The organism is Chitinophaga sp. Cy-1792 (genome assembly GCF_011752935.1).
GTDB lineage: Bacteria > Bacteroidota > Bacteroidia > Chitinophagales > Chitinophagaceae > Chitinophaga.
The window spans coordinates 379,473-396,283 of sequence record NZ_VWWO01000001.1; the positions used below are offsets into that span (position 1 = coordinate 379,473).

Annotated in this window: 15 protein-coding genes; 4 read left to right on the forward strand and 11 right to left on the reverse strand. The window is 45.0% G+C overall.

The genetic code is table 11. The features are described 5' to 3' along the window. Positions 1-226 precede the first annotated feature (226 nt). Together F3J22_RS01540 and F3J22_RS01545 are read left to right on the forward strand one after the other, a co-directional pair. On the forward strand, positions 227-571 hold the full coding sequence (locus F3J22_RS01540; protein ID WP_167013592.1) for a carboxymuconolactone decarboxylase family protein: 345 nt from the start codon (positions 227-229) through the stop codon (positions 569-571). Between the two features lie 67 nt (positions 572-638). Beyond that, on the forward strand, positions 639-1,673 hold the full coding sequence (locus F3J22_RS01545) for a 2-oxoacid:ferredoxin oxidoreductase subunit beta (RefSeq protein ID WP_167013594.1): 1,035 nt from the start codon (positions 639-641) through the stop codon (positions 1,671-1,673). 77 nt (positions 1,674-1,750) lie between these two features. Here F3J22_RS01545 and F3J22_RS01550 read toward each other — a convergent pair whose 3' ends face one another. Continuing rightward, positions 1,751-2,389 carry a LysE family translocator gene (locus F3J22_RS01550; protein ID WP_167013596.1) on the reverse strand — a complete coding sequence of 213 codons (639 nt, stop codon included), beginning with the start codon at positions 2,387-2,389 and terminating at the stop codon, positions 1,751-1,753. 30 nt (positions 2,390-2,419) lie between these two features. After that, positions 2,420-3,958 (reverse strand): GH3 auxin-responsive promoter family protein, encoded by a 1,539-nt coding sequence (locus tag F3J22_RS01555; RefSeq protein WP_167013598.1) that lies wholly within the window; start codon positions 3,956-3,958, stop codon positions 2,420-2,422. A 110-nt stretch (positions 3,959-4,068) separates the two neighbouring features. On the opposite strand from F3J22_RS01555, the gene F3J22_RS01560 reads away from it, so the two are divergent. Both F3J22_RS01560 and thiL read left to right on the forward strand, forming a co-directional pair. After that, entirely contained in the window at positions 4,069-4,839 is a 771-nt protein-coding gene (locus F3J22_RS01560; protein WP_167013600.1) for an inositol monophosphatase family protein, read from the forward strand. 2 nt (positions 4,840-4,841) lie between these two features. After that, on the forward strand, positions 4,842-5,876 hold the full coding sequence (thiL, locus tag F3J22_RS01565) for a thiamine-phosphate kinase (protein ID WP_167013602.1): 1,035 nt from the start codon (positions 4,842-4,844) through the stop codon (positions 5,874-5,876). Positions 5,877-5,934: 58 nt separating this feature from the next. On the opposite strand, the gene F3J22_RS01570 is transcribed toward thiL, so the two are convergent. The 9 genes from F3J22_RS01570 to F3J22_RS01610 all read right to left on the reverse strand — a co-directional run bounded on the left by F3J22_RS01570 (position 5,935) and on the right by F3J22_RS01610 (position 16,764). Beyond that, positions 5,935-7,662, reverse strand: coding sequence for a glycosyltransferase family 39 protein (locus F3J22_RS01570; RefSeq protein ID WP_167013604.1), 1,728 nt, complete (start codon positions 7,660-7,662; stop codon positions 5,935-5,937). Then, positions 7,637-8,734, reverse strand: a complete 1,098-nt coding sequence (gene nagA / locus F3J22_RS01575) for an N-acetylglucosamine-6-phosphate deacetylase (RefSeq protein WP_167013606.1) — start codon at positions 8,732-8,734, stop codon at positions 7,637-7,639. Before nagA ends, F3J22_RS01570 begins: the two co-directional genes overlap by 26 nt. A 4-nt stretch (positions 8,735-8,738) precedes the next feature. After that, a complete protein-coding gene (locus F3J22_RS01580; RefSeq protein ID WP_167013608.1) occupies positions 8,739-9,137 on the reverse strand; it encodes a VOC family protein in 399 nt (132 codons plus the stop codon). Positions 9,138-9,212: 75 nt separating this feature from the next. Continuing rightward, on the reverse strand, positions 9,213-10,010 hold the full coding sequence (locus tag F3J22_RS01585) for an amidohydrolase (RefSeq protein WP_167013610.1): 798 nt from the start codon (positions 10,008-10,010) through the stop codon (positions 9,213-9,215). 62 nt (positions 10,011-10,072) lie between these two features. Beyond that, a complete protein-coding gene (locus F3J22_RS01590; RefSeq protein ID WP_167013612.1) occupies positions 10,073-10,537 on the reverse strand; it encodes a regulatory protein RecX in 465 nt (154 codons plus the stop codon). Between the two features lie 4 nt (positions 10,538-10,541). After that, complete coding sequence (locus F3J22_RS01595; RefSeq protein WP_167013614.1) at positions 10,542-12,887, reverse strand: ATP-dependent helicase; 2,346 nt, start codon at positions 12,885-12,887, stop codon at positions 10,542-10,544. 401 nt (positions 12,888-13,288) lie between these two features. Continuing rightward, positions 13,289-13,789: an RNA polymerase sigma factor gene (locus tag F3J22_RS01600; RefSeq protein ID WP_111591376.1), complete on the reverse strand. Its 501-nt coding sequence runs from the start codon at positions 13,787-13,789 to the stop codon at positions 13,289-13,291. A 279-nt stretch (positions 13,790-14,068) separates the two neighbouring features. Then, the gene (locus F3J22_RS01605) at positions 14,069-14,599 is read right to left on the reverse strand and encodes an HdeD family acid-resistance protein (RefSeq protein WP_167013616.1); all 531 of its coding nucleotides are present in this window, start codon (positions 14,597-14,599) and stop codon (positions 14,069-14,071) included. A gap of 632 nt (positions 14,600-15,231) precedes the next feature. After that, positions 15,232-16,764, reverse strand: a complete 1,533-nt coding sequence (locus F3J22_RS01610) for a M28 family peptidase (RefSeq protein WP_167013618.1) — start codon at positions 16,762-16,764, stop codon at positions 15,232-15,234. Positions 16,765-16,811: the final 47 nt, after the last annotated feature.

Sequence of the window (16,811 nt, forward strand, 5' to 3'; positions counted from 1 at the left end):
AGATATTGTTGGTTGAAATGGGTTTGATCCTATCAAGATACAAAAGTCTATTAAATCCATGGACTGTTTTTGAACGGTTTCCCTACGCGATAACTTTTAGTTATGATCCATAAATACAGGTTATAGGGCAAACAGTCTACTTAACCAGTAGATTAATCTATATTTGTGAATCCTTTCATAGCTTAGAGCCTGAAATTAATTTTAAACACATAGTAAAAGATCATATATGGGAAAAGCAATTGAGGAGTTTAACGATTATAGAGCGAAGATGAATGAGGTGATCCTGGGTAAGCAGAACAAGGTGATCAACCGGCTGTTCAACCTGGACACCAATACCTATGCAGAAGGTGCATTAAGTACCAAAACCAAGGAAATGCTTGGCCTGGTGGCCTCGATGGTATTACGTTGTGATGATTGTATCAAATACCATCTTGGGAAGTCGTATGAGCAGGGAATTACCACGGAAGAGATGTATGAGATATTTGCTGTGGCCAATATTGTGGGTGGAACGATCGTGATCCCGCATACCCGCAGGGCTGCCGAGTACTGGGAAGAATTGATCTCGCAGTGATAATGGATTTACAGTCTTCTGTCGTAACTTTACAACATAGATCAATATATATATTTAACTCATACAAATGTCAACAGCAACTATAGCTCCGCAGGCACTCACCGCAAAAGATTTTGCAACTGACCAGGAAGTACGTTGGTGCCCTGGCTGCGGCGACTACTCTATATTAAAACAGGTTCAGACAATCATGCCTTCACTGGGAGTACCCCGTGAAAATATTGTAATCGTATCCGGTATTGGATGTTCGTCACGTTTTCCTTACTACATGAATACCTATGGTATGCACTCGATCCATGGTCGTGCTACAGCCATTGCATCAGGTCTGAAGGCGGCACGCCCTGAACTGAGCGTATGGATTGTAACCGGCGATGGCGATGGTTTATCTATCGGTGGTAACCATACTATTCACCTGTTGCGTCGTAACTTCGACGTGAACATCATGTTGTTCAACAATCAGATTTATGGTCTGACCAAAGGTCAATACTCACCTACATCTGAAGAAAATAAAGTCACCAAGTCCACTCCATTCGGCAGTATCGATCATCCGTTTAATCCGATGGCGCTGGCACTTGGCGCTGATGCGACCTTCATTGCCCGCAGTATGGACCGTGATCCCAAGCATTTACAGGAAATGCTGAAACGCAGCCATGCCCACAAAGGTGCTTCCTTCCTGGAAATCTACCAGAACTGTAACATCTTCAACGATGGCGCTTTCGAAGTATTTACGGAGAAATCCAGCAAAGGCGACGAAACTATTTTTGTAGAACAGGGCAAGCCATTTGTATTTGGTGCACAGAAAAACAAAGGTGTCCGCCTGGATGGCCTGAAACCAGTAGTGGTGGAACTTGGTACTGAATACAGTGAGTCTGACCTCTGGATTCACGATGAGAATGATTTCTACAAAGCCCAATTGCTTACCCGTATGTTCGATGATCCTCGTGTGGAAGGTCATTTACCACGTCCTTTCGGTGTATTTTACCAGGCACATCGTCCTACTTATGAAGATATCATGGCGTTCCAGGTATCCGACCTTCTTGAAAGAAAAGGCGCTGGTGACCTTGATAAACTGTTTGCAGGTAACGAAACATGGACAATCAAGTAATAATGCTTTTTTCATAATATCAAAAAGGTCCGGTGGAAATCCACCGGACCTTTTTCTATTTAATAAGATATTGGATATTAATGACTTAATGGTCCCACATTGAATATAACCTGGTATAGTAACCCCATTCCAAAAACAATCATACTGGCACCTGCAATTCTATTGAGCCAGCTAACGTTGGTAAGGGTGAGTTTATGCCTGATCTTGTCTGCCACAAATACTTTCATAATATCTGCAGATAATACCAGGAGCAGACAGGTACCATACATTATAATCCGGTAAGATACCGCAGTGGCTGCAGATGCAATACATACCGGCAGCCAGAAGATGATCACACCCGGATTCAGCGTATTCATCAGAAAACCTGTAAGCCAGATTTTAAGGTAATCGTGGGTCCGGAACATTTCCGGTTTCTCTTCTCCTGTACTGATTCTCACCTTCTTGAAAAACAAACCGTATATACCCATTCCAATCAGCAGTATACCACCGCAGATGCCAATGATACGGTTATATCCTTCCAGCCGGGATATAAATGCAGTGGAGAGATTTCCCACCGTTACGTACATTATATCACTAAAAGACACGCCCAGCGCAAAACTGATCCCTGCCTTAAAACCATTATTGATGCTGTATTTTATAATGGCGAATATTACCGGGCCTACCGATAAGGATAAAAATAGCCCCAGTCCTAGTCCCGCTACAATTGCTGCTATCATGCTTTAATGTTCCTGGTCTTCGTTGGTAGATTATTGCTTTACGGTTTTCCCTTCCAGAAATTTCTCCCAATCCTTCAGCTTGTCACCTTTCATTACTCTAGGGAACTTATTCATCGCACCTTCCTTGCCTTTGCAACGCAGGTAGTCGATAAATACATCGTTAGGCAATACTTCTACAAACACTTCTTTAAGCGCAGAAGTTCTTTCGACTGCATAGTCGTCATTTACTTCAGCCAGGGTTTGATCAATGATTTCACGTACACGGGCCGAATCCACATTAACACTGTCAGTGCCAATATACCAGCGGTGTGCGAACATACCGCCATAAGGGAAACCAGCCACAGTAAACTCTCTGATAGTAATACCCAGTTTTTTCTGGACACTATCTATCGCTTTATTCATGTTGTCGATACTCATATGTTCCCCGCAAAGGCTGAGGAATTGCTTGGTACGACCAACAATTACTATTTCATGTTCTTTTACAGAAGAGAATTTCACCACGTCGCCAATCAGGTAGCGCCATGCACCGGCACAGGTCGACAGCATCACCGCATATTCCACATCTTCCACGACCTCATTGATCATGTAAGCCTTAGGATTGGGTTTTACCTCTCCTTCTGCATCAAAGTTTTCTTCGTTGAAAGGAATAAATTCAAAGAAGATACCTGCATTCAGCACCAGCTTGATACCTCTGGTTCCCGGACGGGCCTGGAAACCGAAAGAACCTTCTGATGCCATATATGTTTCAATGAACGTAATCGGCTTTCCGAGCAGTTTCTGGAAGCTTTCACGGTATGGCTCGAAAGAGACACCACCATGAATATAAATTGCCAGATTCGGCCAGATTTCATGGATGTGCTTAACACCATGGTACTTGATAATTTCTTCAAAAACGATCTGTACCCAGGCAGGCACACCACAAACGGTACCCACATCCCATTGAGGGGCCTTGCGTACAATCAGCTTGATACGCTGTTCCCAATTGGGTTTGCGGGAGATTTTGCCACCAGGCTTATAGAAACGGCGGAACCAGCGGGGAATATTTTTGGCCTGAATGCCACTCATATCACCCTCGTAATAGTCGCCTTTTTCAAACAGAGAAGTTGTTCCTCCCAGCATCAGGATCCCCTTTTCGTAGGATTTTGCCGGAATGTTAAAGTTTGCCATTGAGTACAGCTGCTTCACACCTACCTTCTTCACTGTCTTTAACATATCACGGGTTACCGGAATATGTTTACTGGCCGACTCAGAGGTTCCTGAGCTCAGCGCAAAATATTTGATTTTTTCGGGCCAGCTAACGTTTTCTTCGCCTTCCAGGCAACGGTACCACCATTCTTTATGCATCTTGGTGTAGTTGTGCACAGGTACTTTATCCTTGTAGGCGCCGATAAAGTTAGGGTTGTCCAGGACCTCCTGGAACTGATAGTGGCGTCCAAATTCAGTGTCCTTGGCCTTCTCCAGCAACCGGTGTAACACCTGCAGCTGGTACTGGCGCGGTGTTCCTAATTTAAATGTGAACTTTTTCCTGATCCTGAGCGACCTGGAAATAAGATTTCCTATAATGGCCATTAAAATGTCTATTAAACTGCAAAAATATCGAATTATATCACCACTTGCGTGTACCGCTTTCGTGGTAGAAATCCGTCGTCTTTTTCGTAATTCGTAATTACCTTTGCCTCATGTTAAAAGCAACATTGCTCAAAGCTACTGAAGCCGGCGCACAAATACTGAAACAATATTTTAATGGCGCCTTCGAGGTTAGCTCCAAAAGCTCCCTCAATGACCTCGTCACCGAGGCAGATAAAAAATCTGAAAAAGCCATCATTGAAGTGATCCGTCAGGCCTTCCCTGACCACTTCATTCTCAGTGAGGAAGCGGGCGCCATCCCTTCACAGTCCAACGTTAAATGGATTATTGACCCGATAGATGGTACCATCAATTTCGCAAACGGAGTACCCATCTGCTGTGTGTCCATAGGCGTGGAAAAAGATGGTGAAATGATCCTGGGAGCAGTATATAATCCTTTCATGAACGAATTTTTCTTCGCAGAAAAAGGAAAAGGCGCTACCCTCAACGACAAACCCATCCATGTTTCCAAAAACGGCAACTTTGACCAATGCCTGCTGGTAACCGGTTTCCCCTATAATTGGGAAGAGTCAGCCAATAACCCGATGGTGGTACTGGAAAGACTCGTCAAAAAAGGCCTCCCGGTTCGCCGACTCGGCTCCGCAGCCATAGACCTCTGCTGGGTCGCCTGCGGCCGCTTCGACGGGTTCTACGAACATTCCCTCCAGGCATGGGACTCCGCAGCAGGATTCCTCATCGTGGAAGAAGCCGGTGGTAAAGTAACCGACTTCAGCGGAAACTATTATTCTCCATATCAAAAAACAATTCTGGCCACCAACGGCCATATTCACCAGGCCCTGCAAGACCTTGTAAACGGCAAATAATTATGGAACAGGAAAGAACAGAAATCAGTGATCTCGGTGAATTTGGTCTCATCGACTACCTCACCAGAAATATAGAAATACAGAATGCCAGCACCGTACTCGGCGTTGGCGACGATGCGGCTGTTATCGACCACTTCGGCAAACAAACCGTTATCAGCACAGATATGCTGGTAGAAGGCATCCACTTCGACCTGATGTACGTACCCATGAAACACCTGGGCTACAAATCAGTGGTGGTAAACCTCTCCGATATCTACGCCATGAACGCCACCCCTACTCATATCACCATGAGCCTGGCGTTCTCCAACCGATTTTCCCTGGAAGCCTTAAACGAATTCTATGAAGGCGTTTATGCTGCCTGCGAAAAATATGGGGTAGACCTGATCGGCGGAGATACCAGCAACTCTCAGAAAGGATTGGTTATCAGCGTTACAGCTATCGGCGAAGTAACCCCTGATCAATTCGTGAAAAGGTCCACCGCACAAAACAGAGACCTCCTCTGCGTTACCGGCGACCTCGGCGCTGCCTACCTCGGCCTTACCCTCCTGGAAAGAGAAAAGAAAATATATCTCGAAAGTCCACAACTGGCGCCAGATCTGGAAGATCAGACCTATATCATCGGCAGACAATTAAAACCTGAAGCCAGAAAAGATATCATCGAATTCCTGCAGGAAAGTGATATCAAACCAACAGCCATGATGGACGTCAGTGATGGCCTGAGCTCTGAAATTCTTCATATCTGCAAACAAAGCAATCTGGGCGTGGTACTGTATGAAGAGAAAATCCCGATAGCCCAGGAAAGTAAGGAAATAGCCCTGAAGTTCGGCCTGGACCCTACGGCATGCGCATTAAGCGGCGGTGAAGACTATGAACTCCTGTTTACCATGAAACAGGAAGATTATGATAAAATCGTGCTCAATGAACAAATCAGCGTGATCGGCTATATGACCGACATCAGCGAAGGCGCGCATATTCTTACCAAAGGAGGCAACAAATTCAAACTGGTAGCCCAGGGCTGGAACGCCTTTGAGCAATAACACCTGCACATAAATTCTAAGGGCTGACTAAAAGTTATTTTAGTCAGCCCTTTTTGTTTTATTCCACAGTAACCTGGATTACCTGGCTATTATGTGTGGGTGGCAACGGCCACTGAAACACACTGCATTTCAGCTGATAATTACCCGCTTCCTGCGGCATCACAATATTAATCGTGCTGAGTCTGCGGGTGATAGCGTTAGCTAAAGTAAGATCAGTTTTTACCGGTGCATACGCAGAATCCTTCGTTGTAAACCCATATCCAATCACAGCTTCATTCTTCCAGTTGATCGGCACCGAACGGTGATAGTTGTTCTCTGGCTGAATTACCAGACTAACATGCTCTCCTTTTCTGGCCCTGATCTTTTTCATGGCAGGCTTAAACTGGATCAGGTTATAAGAGTAATAGGCCGAATCAAGATAATAATCCCAGGTACCATAGCTGGTTTTAATGCTGTCGGTAATCGGCAGATCGTTGCCAAATACCAGTACAGGCTTGCCCCACAACTCGGTTTCGGTATCCCAGTAATTATACTGGCTTCTTCTTGAATAGCGCGAATTCAGGCTATAGGAAAGATGACCGGTATAAAACATATACTTGGAAGGCAGTTGGTAACTGTTGAGAAACACCACTGGCTTATCTCCGGCTACCGCGGCCACTTTGGAGGTCCACTCCCTGTTATTGTGGATCTCCGGGCGGATATCCAGTCCAGGTGCGAAATCCCAGATCATATATACTCTTACCAGCAACACCAGCAACAGAGATACCGGTAACGTATATACGAAAATACGACCCTTCCATCCTTTGCGCTTGATCGTCTGATGGGCCAGGATCACCGCCGGTGCAAACAACATTACTGTCCAGTTGGCTTCTACCCTGCCTTTGAACGTACTGATCATGAAAAATACCAGCACGCCAATCAGTGAGTATTTCAATGCGCGTTCAAAAGTATGCTGTATCGGGCAGATGATCGCGTAGTATAATAGCAGCCAGCCTAACAGCGGCCCGAACAGCAGGAGCTGTCCGCCCAGATAATCCAGCGTATAGCTGCTATCATAGCTGCTGGCATTTCTTTCTATCAGATGATATTGGAGAGAAGGAAAATCATGTGTGTACTGCCATACGATATGGGGCATGAACAGCAGTGTGGTAATAATACAGGCGACATAAAACTTCCATACCCTCAGCAGGTTCAGGTTGGACAACACCGTGAAAAACACCAGTAATACGCCATGGTATTTACTGTAAAACATCAGTACCATGGAAATCGCCAGCAGTAAGGTATTCTTCCAGCTTTGCTCATCAATAAATACCTTATATGCCCAGAAATAAAGGGCCGCAAAGAACACCAGCGGTACATCGGGTACTGCCAGCATACCGCCCACCTGCATCGCTCCCATGGAACCAAGTATCAGGTAGTACAAACGGTTATCTTCCTGCGATAGCAGCTTGGCCGTCACCCATAGCGTAAGCGTATTGATTACCACTACCAGCAAACGTACCCCCAGTTCATTATGAAAAATACCGTAGCCGATTTTGATCAGCAGTGCGATCATAGGCGGATGATCGAAATATCCCCAATCGAGATGGCGGGAATATACCCAGTAGTAGGCCTCATCATCCCAGAGCTCAGAAAAGCAGGCCTGAAAAAGACCCAGCAGCAGCCAGCCCAGTAAAAACAGGTTTCGGTATTGATTTTTAGAGAAGAAATGAGGAATACCCATGCGCGCTAAATGTATATGTTTAGTGCGAAGATAGTTATTAACAGTAAACCACTGTTTCTCCATTCTCCGGTATTACGAGGAAGGAGGCCTCACAGCCCGGCGCGATGCGACCGATGCGGTTTTCCAGGCCTAACGCCTGTGCAGGATATAAAGACGCCATTCTGATAGCCTCCCGCATACTGCAAATTTTATGTTTTGCACAGTTACGTACTGCCTGCAGCATGGTCAGGCGACTGCCTGCCAGTACGCCGGCATCATTCACAAAACGGTCTTTTTCTTTCAGATAAATATAAAAATCGCCTTCTTTATTCTCTTCTACAGCATCTGTGATGAGATAAAGCCGGTTGCCCATAATTTTTTTGCTGATACGAACAGCCGCAAAATCAACGTGGATACCATCTGCCACAATACTGGCGTATACCTCCGGATGATCATAGATAGCGCCCACCAGGCCAGGAGCCCTGCTTTCCAATGGCGACATCGCATTGAAAAGATGTGTAGCATGATGTATACCATTATTGAACGCCGTATAGGCTTCCGCGTAAGTAGCATTACTATGACCTGCATAAACGATGATGCCAGCATCCTGTAATTGCTTTACCAGCGCAGGGTCGCAGCATTCCGGTGCCAGTGTGATCATCTTCACCACATCCTCATTCTCCAGGATCATATCTATATCTTCCTGTGTAGGCTGGCGAATATATTCAGGACGATGTGCCCCTTTTTTAGCGGGATTAATGAACGGCCCTTCCAGGTGAAGGCCCAGGACCCCTTTGCCGCCTTTCTCCCAGTAAGCCCTCACTGCCCTGATGGCGTCCAGGACAATGTCATCAGAAATAGTAGCCACTGTAGGCATGAAATAAGCCGCACCCCCTTTTTTACATGCCTCATACGTTGCCTTCAGGGATTTCACACTTGGATAGAGCGAAAATACCTGCCCGTTGCCACCATAAACCTGCAGATCTATTAAAGCCGGCGCCATATAGGCACCTTTCAAATCAATGATCTCGTGGTTCTCTTTTACTTCTTCCGTAGGTACAATACTGGTAATCAGACCATTATCAACATTAACAGCGTGGTTCTTCAGTAGGACCTCACCAGTAAAGATCGTGGCATTAATATAAGAGGTGGGCATATCGTCAGCTTTTAGCGATTATTTCGTATAACTCTAAAGGTAACCCATCGGGATCAGCAAAAAAAGTAAAACGCTGATTTGTGTGCGGATCAATTCTGATTGGCTCGGTGTTCACACCTTTTTCTGTCAGTTCTTTTACCGCCAACTCTATGTCTGACACAGCAAAGGCCAGATGACGCAGCCCTTGTGCCTCAGGCCGGCTTACACGTGCAGGCGGATCAGGAAAAGAGAAAAGCTCAATCACATAATGGTCCCCAATCGCCAGGTCCAGCTTATAGGAATCCCGTTCTTCCCGGTACACTTCCCGGATAATATTTAATCCCAGTACTTCGGTATAAAATTTTTTACTACGCTGATAATCAGCACAGATAATGGCTATATGATGTATACCTTTCAGGAGCATACGCTAAGAATTTAAAAGGGCCGACCCGGGAAATAGTCCTGATCAGCCCTTTGATATGTTTAAAAAGATCTGGTGTTAGTCGAGAATGGTAAAAACATCCGCGTCTTTCAGGAAAGGAATTTTTGTTCTCACCTCATCCAGGTGCTCACGTTTAAGGGTATACGTAAAGATATCCTGATCGTGTGCTTTTTCATAGATGATCTCTCCCATCGGGTCGATCAGGCTGGAATCACCACTATGGTAGATATCATGGCCATCGTTGCCAACACGGTTCACCCCGATAACATAGCTCTGGTTCTCGATGGCACGTGCACGCAGCAACGATTTCCAGGCGGTATTACGACGTTCCGGCCAGTTGGCCACATATACCAGCACATCATAAGCAGGAGCGCCGGTTTCAGGCTGTAATGTATTCCTTGCCCATACCGGGAAACGCAGATCATAACAGATGTTCAGGTTGATTTTCCAACCTTTTACTGAAGCGATCAGTCGTTTGCTTCCGGCTTCGTAGTGCTCATGCTCGCCGGCGTAACCGAAGAGATGGCGTTTATCATAGGTGCCATAGGTGCCGTTTGGCAGCATCCAGATAAGACGGTTCAGGTATTGACCATTTTCTTCGATGATCAGACTGCCGGTAATGATGATGTTCTTTTCCGCTGCCTTCTTCTTCATCCACTGAAATGCACTGCCATCCATGGTTTGCGCAAGGCGCTCCGGCGCCATGCTGAAGCCGGTGCTAAACATCTCCGGTAAAAAAACTACTTCCGTCCGCTCTCCTATGCTGTCGATCTTCTCATCAAACATGCGAAGGTTGGCATCAATATCTTCCCAATACAGGCTGGACTGGATAAGTGTTACTTTTAAATCTGACATCTTTAAAAATTATATCAGCAAATTTACAATGAGACTGATTAGAAACTTTTTAAATTATGCCTTTACATTTCGGCATTATTTGCGATTTGTTCAAGCGCCTCGCTGATAAGTTCCTGTTCAAAGCCTCTTTGCAAAAGATATTGCATCGTTTTATATTTCCTTTTCAAAGGGATTTCCCTGCTGAGCGACTGATATTTCTTCTCCGTCAACTGCTGCAGTACTTTCCAGTAATCATCCGCGTCTATCTCCTCCATTCCCTTTCTGATACAGTAATCAGATACCTGTTTCTGTTTCAGCGATTGCCGGATTTTCTTCTTTCCCCATTGCTTCATCCTGAATTTACCGCCGGCATAGGCTTTGGCAAATCTTTCCTCGCTCAGAAAATTCTCCGCGATCAGTGCAGCAATGCATTCTTCTACTTCAGGACCCCGTATTCCCAGTTCCAATGCCTTATACTTTACTTCAGAATGGCATCTTTCCTGGTAGGCGCAGTACTGTCGCAGTTTTTCCAGTAATACCTCAGACATCGGACTATCTTACAATGCGCAGTTTAGCGTAGTTAAGCATAATTTTCTTTTCGCCACCGCCTTTAGGGAATACCACGGTGGCGATGCGGTTATTAGGTGCCCCTTCCATGGCCATAATGGTGCCGAAGCCGAATTTCTGGTGTTCTACCTGCATGCCTGGCTCCATGGTAGCCGGATCATCCGGAGCAAAACCAGGGGTAGGCACATGCGTAGACGCAGGGCCAGCGGCTGGTTTAGGAGCAGGACGCGGTCCGGCAGGCTGCTGTGGCTGCGCACCGGCTGGTGCTTTTTTCTGCATTCTGTCGAACATATTGGAACCTCCGCCAGCGCCCCAGCCACCACCATTGGTGCTGCCAAAAGCATTGCGGATGGCGCCACCGCCGGCATAGCTGCGGTCGATATATTTCTCAGGCATTTCTTCAAGGAAACGGCTCGGTTCATTTTGAACCAGGTTACCAAAACGATAACGGCTGTTGGCATAAGTAAGCCACAGGCGCGCCTTGGCACGGGTAATCGCTACATAGAACAAACGTCTTTCCTCTTCCAGTTCTTCCCTGGTGTTGATAGACATACCGCTAGGGAACAGTGTTTCTTCCAATCCCACGGTAAATACCACCGGGAACTCCAGTCCTTTTGCTGCGTGGATCGTCATCAGCTTCACTACATCGCTGTCTTCCTTGCCTTCGTTATCGGCATCAGTGAGCAGGGTAATCTGTTGCAGATAAGAACCCAGGCTCTTGTCCAGCAGCTCCCCTTCTTCATCCGGCGTCTCTGTGAATTCTTTGATGGAGTTCAGCAATTCCTGCACGTTTTCATAACGGGCAAGCCCCTCCGTAGTTTTATCGTTAAAGAGTTCTTTTACGATGTTGGTAGATTTACCCACATTCACTGCAATATCATAGGCATTATGTTTACCCTGCATTGCCTGGAAGCTGCGGATCATGGTAACAAAACCATCGATCGCTTCGAGGGTACCACCTTTGAAGCCGAACTCCTTCGCACGTTCCAGCACTTCCCACATCGTGATGTTATGTTCGTTGCTGAAAACAACTGTTTTTTCAATCGTTGTTTTACCGATACCACGCACCGGGTAGTTGATGATACGTTTAAGGCTTTCCTCATCACGTGTATTCATCACGATACGGAGGTAGGCCACAAAGTCTTTGATTTCCTTACGCTGATAGAAGGATACACCACCATAAATACGGTAAGGAATTGCTTTTCTGCGCAGGCTTTCCTCGAAGGAACGGCTTTGTGCGTTGGTACGGTAGAGAATAACGAAATCACGGTTTTCGTAGTGGTTGCGCAGTTTTTGTTCTGCGATGGTATCCGCTATGAATTTACCTTCTTCATTGTCTGTATTGGTACGCACCAGTTTAATCGTATCACCGTCGCTGTTATCTGTCCAGAGATTTTTTTCTATCTGGCCTTTATTATGCGCGATAACTTCATTGGCAACGTTGAGGATAGATTTGGTACTGCGATAGTTCTGTTCCAGTTTCACGACGCGGGCATCATCATAATCCTTTTCAAACTGGAGGATATTCTGAATGGTAGCGCCGCGGAAAGAGTAGATACTTTGTGCATCATCACCTACCACACAAATATTTTCGTGTACAGCACCCAGTAATTTGATGATTTCGTACTGAGCAGGGTTGGTATCCTGGTACTCATCGATCATGATATACTTGAATTTGTGCTGGTATTTATGCAATGTTTCCGGAAAACTTTTCAGGAGCACATACATTTTGAAGAGCAGGTCATCGAAGTCCATAGCGCCGTTTTTGAAGCAGCGTTTGGCATACATATCGTAGATTTTTCCGATCAGCGGGCGGTTGGCGCGCATATCTTCCTGCTGTACATAGTAATCGTGCTGATATTCTTCGGGACCCATCAGGTTGTTTTTGGCAGCCGAGATGCGGTTGTATACGAAGTTGGGTTTATAGTGTTTATCGTCGAGATTCAGCTCGTTGATAATTGTTTTGAGTACACTCTTGGCGTCGTCGGTATCGTAGATGGTAAAATCGTTCGGATAACCGAGGCGGTGAGCTTCAGCACGGAGTAAGCGGGCGAATACGGAGTGGAAGGTACCGATATAGAGGTTACGGGCTTCGTTACTGCCGAGGATTCGTTCCACACGCTCTTTCATTTCCTTTGCGGCCTTGTTGGTGAAGGTTAGTGAGAGAATATTGAAGGCATCCACGCCGTTTTGCATCAGATGGGCAATACGTGTGGTAAGCACTTTCGTTTTACCGGAGCCTGCACCAGCTACGATCATCAGGGGGCCATTGATATGAATAACTGCTTCGCGCTGCCGTTCGTTCAGCTCATCTAAATAATTTGCCTTCATCACGAAAAATGGTGTTTATAAATATTTTGTTAGTTGTAGATATTCGAAGGGTGTAAAAGTACAAAAAACCTTCGGAAGAAAAGTTCCGGAGCGGGAGGATATGGTAGAAAAGTAACAGGTATCGGGGGATATAATATGAGGCATAGCTACTTCAGATAACTGAAGCCCGCAAACAACAGAACAATAATGACGTTCCGGTTATCTGTTTTACGGTTGAAACAGATAATCAGCATGGCTTTCCTACACTTTTTTGCTCACTACAGGGTAATCATAGATTGTAGCGGCTTGATACTTTAGGTATTGCCGAGGGTTTGCAGGCCTCCGTTATCAAAAAGCCTTATATATAACTTCTTTAATAGAGTGTCGCTTAAGGTAAATCTCGTTTAAACAATTACAACAGTTTAATGTCTGGTTATTCTTGTTTTCAGCATTTTACGGGCAAAATGGATACGGCTTTTAACGGTGCCTAACGGTTCGTTTAAGATAGCTGCGATTTCATAGTATTTGTACCCTTCGAAATAGAGGAGGAAAGGTTGTTTGAAAATGATAGGCAGATTATAAACGGCCATCTGGACATCTTTGACCCGGAGCTCCGATTCTGCGAAGTTACCTACAGCAGAGGGCTGATGACTCAGGAGGTAGTCGCCAACGGCGCTATCCAGTAACCTGTACTGGCGGTTACCTCTTCTGTAGTTATTGATAAAGATGTTACGCATGATAGTATACAGCCAGGCCCTGATATTAGTGCCGGCGAGGTATTTATCGCGGTTAGAGAGCGCTCTGAACAGGGTTTCCTGGTAAAGGTCCTTAGCCGATTCAGAGTCTTTGGTTAGTGTAACTGCGTATGGACGCAGAAAATCAGCGTTTCCTAGTAACAAATTGTTGAATTCGGTGGATGACATAACGGTTAACTTTTAATTTTTCGAAATACACTACAGTAAGCAGCTCCTCAGGGAGCAGGGAGAAATGGTAGACTGGCAGAGATGGTAATCACCGGGACTCCAGATCGGTGCATCTGCCCGTCTGTGGGAGGCTTCATGAGGCGGGAGGTATCAGCACCCTGTTCAATCAGCCATTGCGTGCTTTTTAATCTGGTGTTTTAAGTTTCATAGTGATGCGTTTTAGTTAGAAAATATGCTTGCATATGGGGCAATCGAAAAAATTAGGGTATAATCCGAGGCTCATCCTTTTCGGAGCCGTAGTGATAAAGAGATCAACATGATTCCCGAAACAATCGCATAAAAACCAAAAATCCAGGTCAGGGTAATGGCAGCGGCCACTGGCTTGGAAATTAGCAGTATGCCAAATAAGATAGTTATGACTCCACCAAGAATGTACCAGCCTTCACCTGTGATTATTTTTCTCAGTCTGATAGCAATTACAATTTCGAATAAACCAGCCACTATTGCCCAGAAAGCAACCAGATAAATAAGTGCTGCTCCAGTGGCGAAAGGATTAATAATAGTCAGGACTCCTAATATCAAACCAATAATTCCGGACAGCAAAAACACACCCCAGTTTTCAGATGATTTTCGGGCAGCGAATGCACCCACTATAGCGAAGATACCGGCGAAGAACAGATAGGCACCCAGGAATACTACCAAAGTTGTGAAAGTGGCACCAGGCCAGAAAATAGCCAATACACCCAATATCAGGGCAAAGATTCCCCTTAGCAAAAAAATCCACCAATAAGCGCTATAAAAATTAGGCATGCATTCCTTGGTTTATGGTTTCACAATCCGATCTGTTTATCGGTAGGGTATGCGGTTACAATGTAATCAGATTTTTTTCGAAAAACATATAACAATCTCCTGAAAATCAGAATGTTACTACCAGTTCTTACATTCACTTCTTCGTTGTGCGCAAATAGGCTTTTCATGCATCACAGTATGGAGTTTTCACCCCATTTTGTACATAAGCACATCAACAGGTGTTTTCATTTGGATATTCAGACGTGTATAACCGGGGAGTGGGGTATCGAAATTTGCCATTCCAACATGCTTAGCCCCTCCTGAAACAGTTAAATACCAATTGAACAACAACAGGTTAATCAAAAATGTTTAACAGGTGCTTGACTCTCGAAAAAATAAATTGCCGTATTTCACACAACTGACAGCAAAATTCATCTAATAGATTCACATACTAATAACAACATATATGTTGTTTCTTTAAGACTAGGACTCTATTATAAATTTATAAAATTTTGTTAAAATAAACAAAACCTTTTGGGGCCAGCTGCATCCTAACATGCCTGACCTTTATCATTTTATAACTGACACTAACTGAAACGGGCATACGAAAACTAATTTTGCATGTAATGGTTATATGATGTTACTTATCCTGATTATCTCTCATCCCGGTCAACGCTTAACCGGTCATCTCTGTTAGCTATTAACCAGGCGGTATAATATACCAGTTGCGCCCTCCTGGCCAACAAAGAAAAATTTATTTTGTCTACCGTGTCGCCGGGCTGATGATAATCGGCATGTGTGCCGTTAAAATAAAAAATCACTGGGATTCCACGCTGCGCAAATTTGTAATGGTCTGACCTTCGGTAAAAATCTTCCGGATCATTGGGGTCGTTGTACTTATAATCCAGTTTGAATCGGGTCAGTCCGTTTGCCATCTCATTCAATGGCCTGAGTTCGGAACTTAACTTATTATCACCAATGATGTAAATATAGTTAGTATCCCGTTCATGTGCCGGATCTATTCTGCCAATCATGTCAATATTCAGATCAGCCACTGAATTCGATAGCGGATATACAGGATGACTAATATAATATCCGGAACCCAGCAATCCTTTTTCCTCTCCCGAAAACAGCATAAATACCATACTCCTCCGTGGCCCGTGACCCGCAGCCTTCGCCTTCGCAAAAGCAGTAGCAATCTCTATTACAGCCGATGTACCAGACCCATCATCATCTGCTCCCGGATATAACTGACCATCTGAAATACCCAGATGATCATAATGTGCCGTAACAAAAACAACTTCCTCTTTCTTATCTGTTCCTGCTAAATATCCGAGAATATTGGAAGGACGATAAACATTACTTTTCTTATCAAGCTGAATATGAATCGGCACTCTAACGTGAACAGGTATACGTAAATTTTTATTCCTGTTGTCAAACAAACTATCATCGTATGGCTTCCCAAGCAAATCAGCTGCCATGGCGGGTGTGATAAAGTACATATTCGGTGCTGTACTCTTTTCTCCCGGCATGTATATTCCCGTACGACGAATACGTTCCTTACTTAATAAGCTATAATTTTTTGCATGTGGAGAGATGACCAGCAGCGCCTTTACGCCAGCCTCTCTGGCTGCAGCCAGCTTATTATAGGAGTTGCCCCATTCGCGTGGTACGCCACCAGGCACACCCTCTCTAACCAGCACTACTTTGCCTTTAACATCCAGTCCGGCGTAATCATTGAAACGCCCGCTGTGTAAGCCATAGCCAACGTACTGAATATGGTCTGCATCAATAGTTTCAGCCTGACTATCATATAAATCAGTAATAAAATCCTGTCCGAAATAATAATTTTTATCTCTGACACGAATGATTCCTGCAAGCAGTGTATCTGCATACATTTCATAAAACTGCTCCCACTGTCCATTGGCTCCCGGCTGCAATCCTGCCTCCCGGAACTGCCTGACAATATAATCTGCGGCCTTCTGCTGACCACGTGTAGCGGTTTCACGTCCTTCCATCTGTGGCCCTGCAATTACTTCCAGCTTACTACGGATAGCCGCAGGCGTTATACCGGCTGCATAAGGAATTGCCTGCTTAAGAAGAGTGGAATCTGCCTGCTGACCATTGCAGGATGCAGCAATGATCAGACAAAAAACATTCATGGCAACAACACGGACAAATTTCATGAAGTGTAAGGTTTTGCAATGGTATCCGCTTATCATAACACGAAAAA

Bases quoted from the DNA above. Each gene is read 5' to 3' on its own strand.
- F3J22_RS01605 (WP_167013616.1), bottom strand. From the start codon at position 14,599: ATGCCTAATTTTTATAGCGCTTATTGGTGGATTTTTTTGCTAAGGGGA.
- F3J22_RS01545 (WP_167013594.1), top strand. From the start codon at position 639: ATGTCAACAGCAACTATAGCTCCGCAGGCACTCACCGCAAAAGATTTT.
- thiL (WP_167013602.1), top strand. From the start codon at position 4,842: ATGGAACAGGAAAGAACAGAAATCAGTGATCTCGGTGAATTTGGTCTC.
- F3J22_RS01595 (WP_167013614.1), bottom strand. From the start codon at position 12,887: ATGAAGGCAAATTATTTAGATGAGCTGAACGAACGGCAGCGCGAAGCA.
- F3J22_RS01540 (WP_167013592.1), top strand. From the start codon at position 227: ATGGGAAAAGCAATTGAGGAGTTTAACGATTATAGAGCGAAGATGAAT.
- F3J22_RS01570 (WP_167013604.1), bottom strand. From the start codon at position 7,662: ATGGAGAAACAGTGGTTTACTGTTAATAACTATCTTCGCACTAAACAT.
- F3J22_RS01555 (WP_167013598.1), bottom strand. From the start codon at position 3,958: ATGGCCATTATAGGAAATCTTATTTCCAGGTCGCTCAGGATCAGGAAA.
- F3J22_RS01600 (WP_111591376.1), bottom strand. From the start codon at position 13,789: ATGTCATCCACCGAATTCAACAATTTGTTACTAGGAAACGCTGATTTT.
- nagA (WP_167013606.1), bottom strand. From the start codon at position 8,734: ATGCCCACCTCTTATATTAATGCCACGATCTTTACTGGTGAGGTCCTA.
- F3J22_RS01610 (WP_167013618.1), bottom strand. From the start codon at position 16,764: ATGAAATTTGTCCGTGTTGTTGCCATGAATGTTTTTTGTCTGATCATT.
- F3J22_RS01580 (WP_167013608.1), bottom strand. From the start codon at position 9,137: ATGCTCCTGAAAGGTATACATCATATAGCCATTATCTGTGCTGATTAT.
- F3J22_RS01550 (WP_167013596.1), bottom strand. From the start codon at position 2,389: ATGATAGCAGCAATTGTAGCGGGACTAGGACTGGGGCTATTTTTATCC.
- F3J22_RS01590 (WP_167013612.1), bottom strand. From the start codon at position 10,537: ATGTCTGAGGTATTACTGGAAAAACTGCGACAGTACTGCGCCTACCAG.
- F3J22_RS01585 (WP_167013610.1), bottom strand. From the start codon at position 10,010: ATGTCAGATTTAAAAGTAACACTTATCCAGTCCAGCCTGTATTGGGAA.
- F3J22_RS01560 (WP_167013600.1), top strand. From the start codon at position 4,069: ATGTTAAAAGCAACATTGCTCAAAGCTACTGAAGCCGGCGCACAAATA.